Source organism: Staphylococcus sp. GDY8P94P (assembly GCF_017892255.1).
Classification (GTDB): Bacteria; Bacillota; Bacilli; order Staphylococcales; family Staphylococcaceae; genus Staphylococcus; species Staphylococcus cohnii.
Genome location: NZ_JAESKU010000008.1, coordinates 175,213 through 191,356, shown reverse-complemented (window position 1 = coordinate 191,356; position 16,144 = coordinate 175,213). Strand labels below are relative to the sequence as shown.

General features: G+C 33.6%; 16 protein-coding genes. 14 read left to right on the top strand and 2 right to left on the bottom strand.

Going from position 1 to position 16,144, the window contains the following annotated elements; all coding sequences use genetic code 11:
• Window positions 1–112 precede the first annotated feature (112 nt).
• Window positions 113–1,696, bottom strand: a complete 1,584-nt coding sequence (locus KA926_RS05370) for an FMN-binding glutamate synthase family protein (RefSeq protein WP_107384100.1) — start codon at window positions 1,694–1,696, stop codon at window positions 113–115.
• 179 nt (window positions 1,697–1,875) lie between these two features.
• On the opposite strand from KA926_RS05370, the gene KA926_RS05365 reads away from it, so the two are divergent.
• From KA926_RS05365 to KA926_RS05350, 4 genes are all read left to right on the top strand, one after another.
• Entirely contained in the window at window positions 1,876–2,649 is a 774-nt protein-coding gene (locus tag KA926_RS05365; protein WP_107384099.1) for a CPBP family intramembrane glutamic endopeptidase, read from the top strand.
• A 115-nt stretch (window positions 2,650–2,764) separates the two neighbouring features.
• Entirely contained in the window at window positions 2,765–3,412 is a 648-nt protein-coding gene (locus KA926_RS05360) for an ABC transporter ATP-binding protein (RefSeq protein ID WP_107384098.1), read from the top strand.
• Window positions 3,412–4,185: an ABC transporter permease gene (locus KA926_RS05355; protein WP_107384117.1), complete on the top strand. Its 774-nt coding sequence runs from the start codon at window positions 3,412–3,414 to the stop codon at window positions 4,183–4,185. The genes KA926_RS05360 and KA926_RS05355 overlap by 1 nt, the downstream gene beginning before the upstream one ends.
• Window positions 4,186–4,441: 256 nt before the next feature.
• Window positions 4,442–5,620 carry an MFS transporter gene (locus tag KA926_RS05350; protein WP_107384097.1) on the top strand — a complete coding sequence of 393 codons (1,179 nt, stop codon included), beginning with the start codon at window positions 4,442–4,444 and terminating at the stop codon, window positions 5,618–5,620.
• Window positions 5,621–5,778: 158 nt separating this feature from the next.
• On the opposite strand, the gene KA926_RS05345 is transcribed toward KA926_RS05350, so the two are convergent.
• Window positions 5,779–7,149, bottom strand: coding sequence for a CitMHS family transporter (locus KA926_RS05345; RefSeq protein WP_107384096.1), 1,371 nt, complete (start codon window positions 7,147–7,149; stop codon window positions 5,779–5,781).
• Between the two features lie 398 nt (window positions 7,150–7,547).
• On the opposite strand from KA926_RS05345, the gene KA926_RS05340 reads away from it, so the two are divergent.
• The 10 genes from KA926_RS05340 (at window position 7,548) to KA926_RS05295 (ending at window position 15,996) form a co-directional block, all read left to right on the top strand.
• Entirely contained in the window at window positions 7,548–8,144 is a 597-nt protein-coding gene (locus KA926_RS05340; protein WP_107384095.1) for a YdeI/OmpD-associated family protein, read from the top strand.
• Window positions 8,145–8,403: 259 nt separating this feature from the next.
• Window positions 8,404–8,964: a TetR/AcrR family transcriptional regulator gene (locus KA926_RS05335; protein ID WP_107384094.1), complete on the top strand. Its 561-nt coding sequence runs from the start codon at window positions 8,404–8,406 to the stop codon at window positions 8,962–8,964.
• A gap of 179 nt (window positions 8,965–9,143) precedes the next feature.
• A complete protein-coding gene (locus KA926_RS05330) occupies window positions 9,144–10,031 on the top strand; it encodes a beta-keto acid cleavage family enzyme (RefSeq protein WP_107384093.1) in 888 nt (295 codons plus the stop codon).
• Window positions 10,031–10,984 (top strand): 3-hydroxyacyl-CoA dehydrogenase NAD-binding domain-containing protein, encoded by a 954-nt coding sequence (locus KA926_RS05325; RefSeq protein WP_107384092.1) that lies wholly within the window; start codon window positions 10,031–10,033, stop codon window positions 10,982–10,984. Before KA926_RS05330 ends, KA926_RS05325 begins: the two co-directional genes overlap by 1 nt.
• 12 nt (window positions 10,985–10,996) lie before the next feature.
• Window positions 10,997–11,464 (top strand): thioesterase family protein, encoded by a 468-nt coding sequence (locus KA926_RS05320; protein WP_107384091.1) that lies wholly within the window; start codon window positions 10,997–10,999, stop codon window positions 11,462–11,464.
• 286 nt (window positions 11,465–11,750) lie between these two features.
• Window positions 11,751–12,935: a betaine/proline/choline family ABC transporter ATP-binding protein gene (locus KA926_RS05315; protein WP_107384090.1), complete on the top strand. Its 1,185-nt coding sequence runs from the start codon at window positions 11,751–11,753 to the stop codon at window positions 12,933–12,935.
• Window positions 12,935–13,570: an ABC transporter permease gene (locus KA926_RS05310; RefSeq protein WP_107386342.1), complete on the top strand. Its 636-nt coding sequence runs from the start codon at window positions 12,935–12,937 to the stop codon at window positions 13,568–13,570. The genes KA926_RS05315 and KA926_RS05310 overlap by 1 nt, the downstream gene beginning before the upstream one ends.
• A 15-nt stretch (window positions 13,571–13,585) precedes the next feature.
• Window positions 13,586–14,527: an osmoprotectant ABC transporter substrate-binding protein gene (locus tag KA926_RS05305; protein WP_107386343.1), complete on the top strand. Its 942-nt coding sequence runs from the start codon at window positions 13,586–13,588 to the stop codon at window positions 14,525–14,527.
• The gene (locus tag KA926_RS05300) at window positions 14,527–15,219 is read left to right on the top strand and encodes an ABC transporter permease (protein ID WP_107384087.1); all 693 of its coding nucleotides are present in this window, start codon (window positions 14,527–14,529) and stop codon (window positions 15,217–15,219) included. Before KA926_RS05305 ends, KA926_RS05300 begins: the two co-directional genes overlap by 1 nt.
• A 15-nt stretch (window positions 15,220–15,234) precedes the next feature.
• Window positions 15,235–15,996 (top strand): alpha/beta hydrolase, encoded by a 762-nt coding sequence (locus tag KA926_RS05295; protein ID WP_107384086.1) that lies wholly within the window; start codon window positions 15,235–15,237, stop codon window positions 15,994–15,996.
• The last annotated feature ends 148 nt before the right edge of the window (window positions 15,997–16,144 follow it).

Below are 16,144 nucleotides of genomic sequence, written 5' to 3'. Positions count from 1 at the left end.
GAAAAAATTTAAAATAAAATTAGATTTCTGTTCAATGTATCTTTCTAGATGTTGTTAAAATTTATTTTTTAACCAAAGATGTTTGTGTGCTTGTCTGCTTTAATATTTGCAGTTAATTATAGTTTAGTAGTTTTAATTTATAATCATGTATGGATTGAATATTACCATCTTTCTTTATGATAATAATATGTTCTTTCGATATCTGAGTCGGGGAGGTTACACCTACAGCGGCAGCAATATTAAATAAACCTTCATGCAAGCTAGTTACAAAATTAGTGACGCGATATTTTTTTTCATCTATAATCAATCCTTTTTCACGCTTTGGATCTGTCGTTGCGACACCTACAGGACATGTGTTCATGTGACATTGTCTACTCATAATACATCCGACACTAATCATCATACCGCGTGCAACATTGACTAAATCAGCACCTAGACCTAATGCAATAGCAATTTTATCAGGTGTTACAAGTTTACCTGATGCAAACACTTTAATTCGATTGCGTATACCATACTTCTCGAGTACACCAGTTAAAATTGGTAAAGCAGTGAATAAAGGCAAACCTAGGCCATCTTGCAATTCTTGAAATGTTGCGCCAGTGCCACCTTCGCCTCCATCAATAGTAATGAAATTCGGAAATTGATTTGTTTCAATCATTGTTTGTGCGAGCGCTTCAACTTCTGATACTTTACTGATTACAATTTTAAATCCAACAGGCTTTTGACCAACTTTTTGTAATTGTGTAACCCAGTTTAATAAATCGGTTGGATCATCAATAGAGTCAAAGCGGTTAGGTGAGTTAATCGTCTTCCAAGGTTCAACATTACGAATGTCAGCTATTTCCTGTGTTACTTTATTACCTTGCATATGACCGCCTCGTGTTTTTGCACCTTGTGCTAATTTGATTTCAAAAGCTTTAACAGCATCTTTATTTGCTAACTCTTGGAAAGCATTGATATCAAATTGCCCTGACGCATCTCGTACACCAAATAAACCGGGCCCTATCTGGAAGATGATATCTGCATTACCTGATAAATGATGTTTTGATAATCCACCTTCACCTGTATTCATCCATGTTCCAGCTTGTCCTAATCCTTTTGATAGCGCCGTAATCGCATGACTCCCTAAAGCGCCATAACTCATTCCTGATTGACCAACCAGTCTTTTAAGTTTGAAAGGATGTTCCAATTCAGAACCCAAAATAATAGCATCTTCATCTGTTAAATAGAATGGATCTATCTCTGTTTTTGTACGGTGTTCATCACGATTAAATAGTCTTTCATTTTCAATTGTATAAATGAATGATGAAATCAACGGTGCCTGTTCAATATGTAATTCTTTAGATTGCAACGGAAACATAGTGTTTTGAATGTAAAAACCATCTTCATAATCTTTTTGTGTACCGAAACTAGTCATTCTCGAATTATATTTCCCAGCTAATACAATATTCGTGAAGTCATTACGAGAAAAAGGTTTACCCTTGGTATCTGCTAAAAATAAATATTGACGTAACTCAGGCCCTATTTTTTCTCCAAAATATCGAATGCGTGCGAGTAATGGATAATTGCGTAAAACACTATGTTGCTTTTGTCGTTTATCTTTAAAAAGTAATACCGCCCCTAAAACAAGTACGCTTATTAAACAAACAACAATGATTACGTTGACGATGAACTGTAAAATAGTCAAAATAGTCATGTAACATTCCCCCTTGATATAGTTATATAATACAACAAATTATACAATTTACAATGCGTTCTATAGTTATGGGGACAGAATGATTTATTCTTTTTTCAAAAAGAAAAGGTAAATCAACTTATAAAAATGATAAAGCATTGTGTTATATTATGGTTAAATAGCTACAAGGAAGGTGACATATGACTGATAAGCCATTAACAACACAACTAACTAAAAAGAATATTTGGCAGCATCAGAAGATTGTTAAAAGGGACTTTTGGTTAATCCCTATTTATATCATTGCCAATTATCTTATACCGCTTATATTAGCGCTGCTTTTAATCGCATCATATGGCATTTTTAACATAGGTAGCAAATATCATTTGAGCGATATGAATATACTGATTTTTGGTGGTGTTATTGCTGAAATATGTATCATATTAAGTTTTTATGGAATGCATATTAAAGAAAATGTTACAGCAATTGCGATCGATAGGTTTAAGGCAGTACGCAAATATATTTTGATTATTTTTATGGTATACATATTTACCCTCGTATTTAATAATTTATATGATTGGCTTATGACTTTGTTACCTAAGTCATTACAGTATAATGAAACGCAAAATCAATTGATTTTAGAAGCGCTGTTTCGAGACAATTGGATGCTCCCGTTTTTATTTTTAGATATTGTTATTTTGACGCCGATTATTGAAGAGTTATTATTTAGACATCTAATCATTCATGAATTAGGTAAGAAAATCACATATGCTGCTGCAAGTGTATTATCTGTCATATTATTTGCAGGTATTCATGTATTAGGGGCTACATCACCATTTGAAATAGGAAGCTATATTTTTATTGCGATTGGATTGGTGTTTGTGTATTTGAAAAGTGGGCGAAACCTAGCTGTATCAATTTCATTGCATGCTTTTAACAATTTTATCTCTTTTATTGCGATTGTATTTTTAAAATAATGTTAGTGTATGATATTTAACGTATGTTTTTGAATAAAACGGTTTAACGAAATAATGACAAGATATTAAATCGTCGTAATAGGGTATAACCTATATATTATTTAGGAGGTTCAAAATGTTAGAGCTCAGAAATGTTTCATATCGGATAGATAACCGACAAATTATTAACAGTATTAATTTGAAAATCAAAGCTGGAGAAACTATTGCGATTGTTGGGCCTTCAGGAAGCGGCAAAAGTACATTGTTACGTTTGATTAATAATTTGATAAGTCCTACAGAAGGAGAACTATATTTTAATAATCAAGCATATGAAAATATTAATCCAGAAAAGTTACGAATGGAAATTAGCTATTTATTACAAGAAAGTGATTTGTTTGATAGTACCATTGGTGATAATTTAGCTTTCCCTGCACAAATAAGAAATGACAAGTTCAATCGTAAAAGAGCCAAATCACTTTTGAAGTCGGTTGGGTTAGGTCATTATAGCTTTGATACGAGCGTAAATCATCTTTCTGGTGGAGAACGTCAACGTGTAACGATAGCGAGACAGTTAATGTATAAACCCAAAGTATTATTGTTAGATGAAGCAACAAGTGCATTAGACGTACATAATAGTGAGAAAATTGAATCTTTAATCTTTAAACTTGCAGATGAAGGTATAACAATTTTATGGATTACACATAGTAATGATCAAAGTATGAGACATTTTCAAAAACGCATTAGAATTGTGGATGGACAGATTGAGAAGGAGGAGGAATTATGATGAGTACCACTGCATTAGTGCTTACTGCGACACTCCTTCTTTTTCCAATCATTGTGTCATACAAAGAAAAGTTGCATATCATTAAAGATTTACTCATTGCAACGTTAAGAGCAGTTGTTCAATTAGTTATTTTAGGTTATTTACTGCATTTTATATTTGATGTAAACCAAACATGGTTGTTGCTTTTATTTGTATTAATCATCATCATCAATGCATCATGGAATACGATAAGTAGAGCTTCACCCGTTATGCATCATGTGTTTTGGATTTCTTTTATCGCAATCTTTATTGGCGTAGCCTTACCATTAGTGGGTATTGTAGTCACGGGCGCAATTGAATTCAAACCTAATGAAGTGATTCCAATTGCAGGGATGCTTGGAAGCAATGGTTTGATTGCAATCAATCTTGCGTATCAGAATTTAGATCGTGAGTTTGTTAAAGAAATGAGTCAAATCGAAGCCAAATTAGCATTAGGTGCAAATCCAAAACGCGCTTCCAAAGGAACAATACGTGAAAGTATCAAAACGGCAATTGTGCCAACGATAGATTCAGTAAAAACGTATGGTATTGTTTCGATACCAGGTATGATGACAGGGTTGATTATCGGTGGTGTAGATCCATTGGAAGCTGTAAAATTTCAGCTATTAGTAGTATTCATTCATACGACAGCCACTATTATGTCAGCGTTGATTGCAACATATTTAAGTTATCGTCAGTTCTTTAATGAACGAGATCAATTAATTGCGCGACATATCCCTAAAGACAATCGCTAAACGTATTTTATACATGCTTGTTATCATGAACATTATTTTAATTTCTATAGTCAAATCTATTTTATGCGAAATTTTAAGCTGAGATTGGCAGGGAACGTGAAGAGGTATCAAAATGGTTTTTGATGCCTCTTCTGTTTCCTGTTTTTTGAAATGAATTTAAGAACATGTATTGCTAAGTATTCATATATATTGACGAATGGTTTATAATGTAGCAGTTATAGAATTTTGAAATCACATAAAAGAGAGGAGGATATTTATGTCAGTCATGCGCATATTTACCTTTATACTAAGTATATTTATTGTTGGAATGGTTGAAATGATGGTTGCTGGTATTATGAATTTGATGAGTAGTGATTTGCATGTTTCTGAAGCAATTATCGGACAATTAGTTACATTATATGCAATTACTTTTGCAATAGCAGGACCTATTTTAGTTAAGTTAACGAATCGTTTTTCACCACGTATGGTTTTATTATGGGCGCTGTTTGCATTTGTTGTAGGCAATATTATTATTGCAATTGCGCCTAATTTTTCTATTTTAGTTATTGGACGTATCTTATCATCTGCAGCTGCAGCTTTAATCGTGGTTAAAATATTAGCTTTAACTGCATTATTAACTGCACCACAACACCGAGGAAAAATGATCGGTATTGTCTATTCTGGCTTTAGCGGTGCAAATGTTTTTGGTGTGCCGATTGGGACAGTGATAGGTGATTTAGTTGGTTGGAGATATACGTTTTTATTTATTGTAATTATTAGTTTGTTCGTAGGCATCTTAATGTATATCTATATTCCAAAACTAAGTGATCATCTGTCATCAAATACTGAGACAGACACAGGATCAAGTCGTTCAAATACTTATTCCAAAGTGTTAAGACCTGTTGAAGTTACAAAATATTTGGGCATCACGTTTTTATTATTAGTAGCCAACTCGGTTACTTTCATTTATATTAATCCTTTAATCCTTTCCGGTGGACATCAATTATCATTTGTTTCAATTGCATTATTAATCAATGGTATTGCAGGAGTAATCGGAACATCAATGGGTGGCTTTTTATCAGATAGACTTACAAGCAAACGTTGGTTGGTCATTGCGACAGCTGTGTTTATTGTTATGATGCTACTGCTTAATATGTTTTTACCAGGAACTGGTTTGTTACTCATGATTATCTTTATCTGGAATATTATGCAATGGAGTACTAATCCAGCTGTGCAAAGTGGCATTATAGAGCATGTTGAAGGTGATACGAGTCAAGTGATGAGTTGGAATATGTCTAGTTTAAACGCAGGTATTGGTATCGGTGGTATTGTAGGTGGATTAGTAGTATCGAACTTAAATGTTTACGCAACTACTTATTTTTCAGCTGCAATTGCATTAGTAGCATTTATTTTAGTGATTAGCCTTAAAAATGTCGCTAAGTACAATAAAGCATAGTGATTTGGAGCATTGGTCAATCATTATGTATGACTCCAAAATAAAGCTATATATAAATGAAAAATGGGAGTGGAACAATGAAATGTATGTAATTTCAGTTCCACTCCCATTAATCATTTTTGTGCAAATGTTTTTACTAAATTAACACAGTTCATAAATTAAAATGTTACTACACCGATGAACATAGCGATAATTAACATGACGATGGCAAATCCCCATATCCAAAAGAAAGCATATTTAATATATGTTCCCATATTTGCTTCGGCAAGCCCAATCGCTAACCATAACGCAGGTGAAAATGGGCTGACAAACGTACCGATAATATTTCCAATTAACATTGCATATGCTGTTGATACAGACGATACACCAAACTGACCGGCTGTTTGTTCTACAATAGGTAAGATAGCGAAATAATAAGCATCCGTACTTGTTAATAGATCTAGTGGAACACCGAAGATACCGACAATAATGTGTAAGTATGGTCCAACGGCATTTGGAATAATATGGATAAAGCTTACTGCTATTGCTTCAAGCATACCAGTTTCATTCAATACGCCTAAGAACATACCAGCAGCGATAATTACGGCTGCCATCATAAGTGCGTTTGGCGCATGTGCTTTAAGTCTGCTCATTTGTTCGTCTACATTTGGGAAATTAATAATTAAAGCAATCGCAACACCAATCATAAATGCAAATTCGGGCGGTGCGATATTAGCTAGCATTGCTACAATGATAGCAAGCGTGAGTATGACGTTGATCCAATTAATCCAAGGCTTAGTAACAGCAACGCCACGAATCGGAAATTTAATATCTTGATCTTGTTCATATATTTCAACCAATTTATGTATATCTACGTCTTGTGTATTAGATACTTCTCCTGAATTGATTTTACGTTGTATGATTGCTTTTTCTCGAAAACCCAAAAATACAGCGAATAGTAAAACTAAAACAAAACCGATGATTTGAACTGGTATGACACCATACCATAATTCGTTTACATTTTTAATATTAATCACTGAAGCTGTACGAGCCATAGGGCCACCCCATGGCACCATGTTCATAATCGATGCACTCAGTCCGAGCAATAAAAGTAATAGATAACGATTCATATTTAGCGCCTTATACAAAGGCAATAATGCAGGTATTGATAATAAAAATGTTGTTGCGCCAGCACCATCAAGTTGAGCGAATATTCCGATAATTGCAGTTGCAATACAGACAACTACAACATTACCTCTAGTAAGCAAAATCAAACGTTTTACTAACGGCTTAAATAACCCAGCGTCACTCATGATACCGAAGAATATAATTGCAAATATAAACATGATGACGACGTTGATAACTTGATCTAAACCACTATTAAAAAATTTTACTAAATCACCAATATTGTAACCTAATATTAATGCACCCAAACTTGGTATTAAAATCATACCCACAACTGGACTAATACGTTTAGCAATTAGTAATCCAACAATGGAAATAATAATAATTAACCCCATAATTGTTAGCCAAACACTCTCTTGTTGCATAAAATATCCCCTCCAAGTATTAAAGCGCTTACAAAAAAACTGAACAAAAAATTGTTCACACTTCAAAAAATGATTAATTATAAGTGTAACAGAGAAAATAGGCGTGTATAAGTTATATATATAAATAATTATATAATTTTACTTATATTAAATTATAAGTAAAACAAATGTGCTTTTTGAATTGTATTATTATGCTAGTGAAGCGTTTTTTCAGGTGCGTGTAAAAAATGCCAATAAATAATTGTTCTAATTTTAAAAGGGGCTGAAGCAATATTTTAAATTCTGAAGAGCATCAAATCGTTTTATATTTTAGGAAATTAGGATATAACATAATATAAAAGAATGTATAGATTAAATGTATATGTTTATAGTAAAATTAAAATAAAAGGCGGTATGTTATGAGTGAATCAATTAAAAACGATAAAGTAGATGCGTTTATTGAGCGCTTAGATCAATGGCAAGATGCATTTAAAGTACTAAGAAATATAATCAGTCAAACAGAATTAACAGAGGATTATAAATGGATGCATCCATGTTATACTTTGGACAATAAAAATATAGTTATCATTCAAGATTTTAAATATTATTGTGCATTATTATTTGAAAAAGGCGCTATTATGGAAGATCCATATCATACTTTAATTCAACAAACAAAAAATGTTCAAGCTGCTAGACAATTAAGATTTGAAAGTTTAGAAGAAATAGAACAACGTAAAGAGGAAATCGCTTGGTATGTTGAAGAAGCCATTAGAGTAGAAAAATCAGGTAAAAAAGTACCGATGAAAACTACGGAAGATTTCGATATGCCAGAAGAATTGAAAAATAAATTAGAAGCGTCGTCAGAGTTAAAAGAAGCATTTAATAATTTAACACCAGGAAGACAACGTCAGTATATGTTTTATATTGGTGATGCTAAACGTGCTTCAACAAGGGAAAATAGAGTCGAAAAATATATCAATCATATCTTAGAAGGTAAAGGCATGAATGATAAGTAGCCAATTTTAGCTTTAGTGTAACTTAGGATATCAATGACAACAAAAGTGCCTGTGATTATCAAAATCTTTTAAGCGTATTTTCAAAAAACTTGAAACATATTTTTGTTTAACCAAACCTTCGTATTTCTGTAAAAATGGACAAAACGTAGTTTGTAAAAATTATAATAATGTTGCAACTTTATCATTTATCGTTTATAGTTTGCTCGAATATAGATATAGCAGATGAACAAAGTAATATTTTGTAAGAGAAGGTGTAGATATGGCAAGAGTGTCTAAGCGTATTCAACTATTAGAAGCAGCAGCGGCTATCGTAAATGAACAAGGTAGTGAGTATTTAACACTTGATGCAGTTGCTAAAAAAGCTGGTGTTAGTAAAGGCGGTTTACTGTATCATTTTAAAAATAAATTCGCATTGATACAAGGACTTGTGGATCATGCAGATGAGTTGTATCGAAATAATGTGAATGAACATGTTAAAAATGAGTCACAAGAAGTTGGCAAATTATTGCGCGCATTTATTGAAGCTACTAGAGAACACCGTTCAGAAAATGCATCAATTACTTCTGGCATGCTAGCTGCACAGGGTATAAATAGTAATTTATTGTTGCCGCTACAAGATACCTATAAAGATTGGCAAGATAAAATTGAAAATGATGGTATTGATAAAGTCGATGCAACAATTATACGATTAGCAGTGGATGGCTTGTGGTTATCGGAAATATTTGGATTAGATGCATTAGATGAAACAATGAGAGCAAAAGTTTTAGAACGATTAACATCTTACACAGAAAACACGCAAATTGAATTAAGAGATGCATGAAAAAATTAAAATTATAAAAAAATAATTAAATTTCTAATTCGTTGAAAGCGTTGATAATATAGGGATAAGTGATGGTACATCATCACTTATCCCTTTTTTTAGGTGTTTCAAGGGTTGAAACTAAACCGTCCGGTTGGTACACTATCAATTGTGATCAAAACTCTGTTGGAGGTTTATATATGAAAAAAGTTATGCTAACAGCAGCTTTAACAGGTGCTGGAGATACTGTAGAAAAAAATAAAAGTGTTCCTGTAACACCTCAAGAAATTGCAGATTCAGCAATTAAATGTGCAAAGGCAGGCGCTACTGTTGCACACATTCATGCGCGAGACCCAGAAACAGGCGGCATCAGCCATGATGTTGAATTCTTTAAAGAAGCAGTAAGATTAATAAGAGAAGCTGATGAAGATATTATTATTAACATTACTTCAGGTGGTGGCGGAGATTTTATTCCTAACCTTGAAGATCCATATACAGCAGGTGAAGGTTCAGATATGCAAACACCTGAAGAAAGACATGAAGCAATTGGCGCATTATTACCAGAAATGTGCACACTTGATTGTGGTAGTGTGAATATGGGTGACGCTGTTTACTTAAGTCCAGCTGATTGGTTAAGAAAACAAGCGCAATTAGTAAAAGATGCAGGTGTAAAGCCTGAATTAGAATGTTTTGATAGTGGACACATTTCATTTGCAAAACAATTAATTAACGAAGGTCTTATTGAAGGAGAACCAATGTTCCAATTCTGTCTCGGTATCCCATGGGGTGCTGAAAACGATGCAGAGACAATTGAATACTTTAAAACACGTATTCCTGAAAATGCACATTGGTCAGCATTTGGAATTGGAAGAATGCAATTACCAACTGTAGAAGAAGCGGCGAAACGTGGCGGAAATGTCCGTGTAGGTTTAGAAGATAACTTGTATTTATCAAAAGGCGTAAAAGCCTCTAATGAACAACTTGTTGAACGTGCAGTAGAAATATTAAAAGAATTAGATATCGAACCGATGACGCCAGCTGAAGCGCGTGAGCAATATCAACTTAGAGATCCAAAAGGAGGCAAATAATGAAATTTGCAGTTGTAGGTACAGGCGTTATAGGTAGTGGCTGGATTACGCGTATTTTAGCGCATGGGCACGAAGTAATCGCAACAGATCCAAGTGAAGGCGCTTATGAAAGAATGTTAAAACAAGTGAAACAAAATTGGCCATATGCTGAGCAATTAGGTTTAGCAGAGGGCGCGTCTTTAGATAATTTGTCGTTTACGGTAAGTTTAGAAGAAGCTGTTAAAGATGCAGATCATATTCAAGAAAACGTTCCAGAAATTGAAGATCTGAAAGCACAGGTATTAATAGAAATCGATACCTATGCCCGTCAGGATGCCATTATTGGTTCTAGTACTTCTGGTATTATGCCTTCAGAATTACAACAAAATTTAAAACATCCTGAACGTTTAGTTGTTGCACATCCGTTCCATCCTGTATACATTTTACCATTAGTTGAGATTGTGCCTGGTAAACAAACAGCTGAAGCTGTCACAGTAAAAGCAGAAAAAGTATACGAAAGTATTGGTATGGATGTACTACATGTCAGACATGAAATTGAAGGACACATAGCGGATAGATTGATGGAAGCGTTATGGAGAGAATCTCTACACATCGTTAATGAAGGAATAGCGACTACTGAAGAAGTAGATAAAGCATTTACACATGCAGCAGGACTACGCTATGCACAATACGGACCATTTATGACATTCCATCTTGCTGGAGGAGAAGGCGGCATGCGCCATATGTTAAAACAATTTGGTCCAGCATTGAAAAAACCATGGACAAAATTAATTGCGCCTGAATTAACACAGGATTTATATGACAGTGTAGTAAATGGGTGTGAAACAGCTTCCCAAGGACAAACAATGTCAGAACTAGACCAAAAACGTAATGAATTCCTAGTTAAAGTGAAAAAGTTAGCAGAAGCATATTGGCCTGAAGATACTGCATCGATGAAAAAAAGTTCTAAATAAATGGAGGATCATATGTCTCAATTTCAATATCAAACCACGGTTAAAGATATTTGGGTAGATCATAATCAGCACATGAATGATGCTGAGTATAATCGAGTATTTAGTGATGCTACAGATGCGTGGCTGGTATCATTAGGTTTAGATATTAATACAATTAAAAAATTGAATTATACAGTGTTCACTTTAGAAAATCATGTGGTGTATTTAAAAGAAATAAACGTAGATGAACTTATTACTGTCAACGTAAGCTTATATGATTATGATACCAAGCGTTTACATGTTTTTATGACTTTAGTAGATGCTCAAAATAACCGTTGCGCAACATATGAAGTAATGCTTATGGGAATGGACACTACAATAGGAAGACCAGCAGCTTTCCCTGAACAAATAAAAAATGCTATAGATGATTATGCTAAAGTTGGAACGATTCATGAAGCGCCAAAAGAATTAGGTCGATTAATTGGCATAAAACGAAAATAATATTTTTAAAACATTGTTTTGAGCTATTGAATTGATAATTAATTTCAATAGTTTAATTAACAAAACTTGCGGTTATAAATTGTTTATTTTCATTTGTTGAGTTATCTTAATATATAGGATGAAAAAATTAGTCAAAATTGATATTTTTGACCAACACATGAATAAAGTAGGGCTAGTTGTGCTACATGTTTTTACTTATTTTCGGATTTGTATAACATCCACAGTTAGCCCTATATTTATAAATGAAATATTAAATGAAAATACAAATATAGAAAGGAATTAACACATGTTAAGTATAAAAAACTTATCTAAAGTCTATGGTGGAACAAAAAAAGCCGTAGATAATATTTCATTGGAAATCGAATCTGGTGAATTTATTGCATTTATCGGTACAAGTGGGAGTGGGAAGACCACTGCTTTAAGAATGATAAATAGAATGATTGAAGCTACGGAAGGTGAAATTGCAATCAACGGTAAAAATGTTCGCAAAATGAATGCCGTTGAATTACGTAGAAAAATTGGTTATGTGATACAACAAATTGGATTAATGCCTCATATGACAATTAAAGAGAATATAGTCTTAGTACCTAAATTATTAAAATGGTCTGATGAAAAGAAAGAGAAAAAAGCTAAAGAATTGATAAAATTAGTAGATTTACCAGAAGAATACTTAGATAGATATCCTTCACAACTGTCTGGAGGACAGCAACAACGTATTGGTGTTGTGCGTGCTTTAGCAGCTGAACAAGACGTCATTTTAATGGATGAACCATTTGGTGCGCTAGATCCAATTACGAGAGATACATTACAAGATTTAGTTAAAGAACTGCAACAAAAATTAGGTAAAACATTTATTTTTGTCACACATGATATGGATGAAGCGATTAAATTGGCAGATAAAATTTGTATTATGTCTGAAGGAAAAGTCGTTCAATTTGATACACCAGATAATATTTTACGTCATCCTGCAAACGATTTCGTACGTGATTTTATCGGTCAAAACAGATTAATCCAAGATAGACCAAATATGAGAACTGTAAAAGATGCAATGATACGACCAGTAACCGTTCATGCGGATAATTCATTAAATGAAGCGGTTAAAATTATGAGAGATCGACGTGTCGATACATTATTTGTCGTTGGTAATAATGATAGATTACTTGGATATTTAGACATAGAAGATATTAACCAAGGTTTGCGTGCTCATAAAGAACTCATTGATACGATGCAGCGTGATATATACAGAGTAAGAGTAGATAGTAAATTACAAGATACAGTGCGTACCATCTTAAAACGAAATGTAAGAAATGTACCAGTTGTAGATAGTGATGAAGAGACATTGATTGGACTAGTTACGAGAGCAAACTTAGTCGATATCGTTTACGATAGTATTTGGGGCGAATTAGATGAAAATGTCAGTGCACAAAAAAATGCTATTGTTGAGCCCGATAATGTAGGAGCTGATAAGTAATGAAAGACTTTGTAGAGCAGTATGGTGGGCAACTGATATCAAAAACAGTTGAACATTTCTATATCTCAATCATCGCTTTGTTAATTGCTATCGTCATCGCTGTACCATTAGGTATTTTATTATCAAAAATGAAAAGAACATCTAATGTTGTGCTGACCATTGCTGGTGTGTTACAAACGATACCAACATTAGCAGTATTGGCAGTAATGATTCCGATTTTTGGTGTGGGTAAATTACCTGCAATTGTAGCATTATTTATTTATGTATTATTACCAATATTAAACAATACTGTATTAGGTGTACAAAACATAGATGACAACATTAAAGAAGCAGGCACAAGTATGGGTATGACACGCTTTCAATTAATGAAAGATGTGGAATTACCGTTAGCCTTACCGCTTATATTAGGAGGTATTCGTTTATCTTCTGTTTACGTAATTAGTTGGGCAACTTTAGCCAGTTATGTAGGCGCAGGCGGTTTAGGTGACTTTGTATTTAATGGATTAAACTTGTATGACCCACTAATGATTGTAAGTGCAGCAGTATTAGTTACTGCTTTGGCGTTAATCGTAGATTTCTTACTATCACTGGTAGAAAGATGGGCTGTACCTAAGGGATTAAAAGTATCCAGATAATTTGAGGAGGACATTATGAAGAAATTGAAACAATATGCTATTGTGCTTGTGTTGTGTCTGACGGTCTTATCTGGATGTAGTTTACCGGGATTAGGTGGCAACAGTTCAGAACAAGATGTCAAAATCACAGCACTTGCAACAAGTGAATCACAAATTATGTCTCATATGCTGAGACTATTAATAGAACACGATACAAATGGCAAAATTAAGCCAACATTAATTAATAATTTAGGATCGAGTACGATTCAGCACAATGCATTAGTAAATGGTGACGCGAATATGTCAGGTGCTAGGTATAATGGCACAGATTTAACTGGTGCGTTAAATGAAGATCCGATTAAAGACCCTAAAAAAGCTATGAAAGCAACTCAAGATGGTTTCCAAAAAAAATTCGATCAAACGTTCTTTAACTCTTATGGTTTTGCTAACACTTATGCGTTTATGGTCACTAAAGAAACAGCAGAAAAATATAATTTAGAAACTGTATCTGATTTGAAAAAACATCCAGAACTTAAACTTGGTGTAGATAGTTCTTGGCTAAACCGTGAAGGTGACGGTTATCCTGGATTTACAAAAGAATATGGTTTTAAGTTTGATACTATCAGACCAATGCAAATTGGTTTAGTATATGATGCATTAAACTCTAATAATTTAGATGTAGCTGTAGGTTATTCAACAGATGGGCGTATTGCAGCATATGACTTAAAAGTATTAAAAGACGATAAACAGTTTTTCCCACCATATGATGCGAGTGCAGTTGCTACGAATGAATTGTTAGATAAACATCCAGAGTTAAAACCAATCATCAATAAACTAGACAAAAAAGTTTCGACATCTGAAATGCAAAAACTTAATTATCAAGCAGATGGTGAAGGACAAGAACCAGCAGTAGTTGCTGAGAACTTCTTAAAAGAACATAATTATTTTGAAAATGATAAGAAAGGTGGTCAAAGCTAATGGAAGGTAATTTATTACAACAATTAGTAGAATATTATTCAGTCAACTATGGCTACCTTTGGGATTTATTTTTAAAACATTTATTAATGTCTGTTTATGGTGTGTTATTTGCATCTATTGTTGGTATTCCAATTGGTATCCTGATTGCACGATATAGTAAATTTTCTGGCATTATTATTACCATCGCTAATATTATTCAAACCGTTCCAGTTATTGCAATGTTAGCGATACTCATGCTCGTTATGGGATTGGGTACCACTACGGTCGTAGTAACAGTATTTTTATATGCGCTATTACCGATCATAAAAAATACCTATACAGGTATCATGGGTGTTGATGCGAATATTAAAGATGCTGGTAAAGGTATGGGTATGACGCGAAACCAAGTGCTAAGAATGATTGAGTTACCTTTATCACTCTCTGTAATATTGGGTGGATTAAGAATAGCACTTGTTGTTGCAATTGGAGTTGTAGCAGTCGGTTCATTTATTGGTGCACCTACATTAGGTGACATCGTTATCCGAGGTACAAATGCTACAGATGGTACAACATTTATTTTAGCTGGTGCGATTCCAATCGCATTAATTGCTATCATTATTGATGTAGGTTTAAGATTATTGGAAAAACGTTTAGACCCATCGCATAAAGCAGAAAAAAGAAGTAAACAAAAACCACAAAGTATTAATGAATAGAAGGTCGTGAAATCATTGGCATTATTATCGATTAATTATAATTCAAAAACAATAGGTATGCATCATCATTTTATGGTGATTCTTCCAGAAGATGAAAGTTATTTCAAAAAAAGTACGCAACCTAAGCCATTAAAAACGCTTTTATTACTACATGGATTATCCAGTGATGAAACTTCATATATGCGTTATACAAGTATCGAGCGCTATGCGAATGAGCATCAACTTGCAGTTATTATGCCTAATGCAGATCACAGTGGTTATAGTAATATGGTTTTTGGTCATAAGTATTATGACTATGTATTAGAAGTACTTGATTATGCGCATCAAATTTTACCTCTGTCACAAAAGAGAGAAGATAATTTTATCGCAGGTCATTCTATGGGTGGTTATGGAACGATTAAGTTTGCATTAGCTGAAGGACATCGATTTGCTAAAGCTTGTCCCTTATCGGCTGTATTTGATGCTCAGGCGTTTATGGATTATGATTGGTACGATTATTCCGGAGAAGCTATTGCAGGCGTCTCTAAAAACGCAACAGATAATGAACTGGATCCGTATTATTTGGTTGATCAGGCTATTCAACAAGATAAAAAGATACCAGATTTATTAATCATGTGTGGTACAGAAGATGCGCTACATGAAGATAATAAAAAATTCATTAAATATCTAGATGAAAAGCAAATTTCATATTGTTTTGAGGATGGACCTGGTGAGCATGATTATGCTTATTGGGACTTTGCCATTAAACGTGTTATGGACTGGTTAGTTAAAGCATAGTATATGGTAAATAACATCTTTAAATAATGAATAAAATCAGAACGATGAAATCAGTTTAAATATAAAAAGGGCTAATCCACTTGATAGGGATTAGCCCTTTTGTACTGTACTAGGTGATTAATTTGTAATATTGTCGTATTTTTGATGT

Coding starts and splice junctions, on each gene's coding strand:
- KA926_RS05305 (WP_107386343.1), top strand. CDS start 13,586: ATGAAGAAATTGAAACAATATGCTATTGTGCTTGTGTTGTGTCTGACG.
- KA926_RS05330 (WP_107384093.1), top strand. CDS start 9,144: ATGAAAAAAGTTATGCTAACAGCAGCTTTAACAGGTGCTGGAGATACT.
- KA926_RS05355 (WP_107384117.1), top strand. CDS start 3,412: ATGAGTACCACTGCATTAGTGCTTACTGCGACACTCCTTCTTTTTCCA.
- KA926_RS05325 (WP_107384092.1), top strand. CDS start 10,031: ATGAAATTTGCAGTTGTAGGTACAGGCGTTATAGGTAGTGGCTGGATT.
- KA926_RS05310 (WP_107386342.1), top strand. CDS start 12,935: ATGAAAGACTTTGTAGAGCAGTATGGTGGGCAACTGATATCAAAAACA.
- KA926_RS05365 (WP_107384099.1), top strand. CDS start 1,876: ATGACTGATAAGCCATTAACAACACAACTAACTAAAAAGAATATTTGG.
- KA926_RS05300 (WP_107384087.1), top strand. CDS start 14,527: ATGGAAGGTAATTTATTACAACAATTAGTAGAATATTATTCAGTCAAC.
- KA926_RS05350 (WP_107384097.1), top strand. CDS start 4,442: ATGTCAGTCATGCGCATATTTACCTTTATACTAAGTATATTTATTGTT.
- KA926_RS05360 (WP_107384098.1), top strand. CDS start 2,765: ATGTTAGAGCTCAGAAATGTTTCATATCGGATAGATAACCGACAAATT.
- KA926_RS05320 (WP_107384091.1), top strand. CDS start 10,997: ATGTCTCAATTTCAATATCAAACCACGGTTAAAGATATTTGGGTAGAT.
- KA926_RS05340 (WP_107384095.1), top strand. CDS start 7,548: ATGAGTGAATCAATTAAAAACGATAAAGTAGATGCGTTTATTGAGCGC.
- KA926_RS05370 (WP_107384100.1), bottom strand. CDS start 1,696: ATGACTATTTTGACTATTTTACAGTTCATCGTCAACGTAATCATTGTT.
- KA926_RS05335 (WP_107384094.1), top strand. CDS start 8,404: ATGGCAAGAGTGTCTAAGCGTATTCAACTATTAGAAGCAGCAGCGGCT.
- KA926_RS05345 (WP_107384096.1), bottom strand. CDS start 7,149: ATGCAACAAGAGAGTGTTTGGCTAACAATTATGGGGTTAATTATTATT.
- KA926_RS05315 (WP_107384090.1), top strand. CDS start 11,751: ATGTTAAGTATAAAAAACTTATCTAAAGTCTATGGTGGAACAAAAAAA.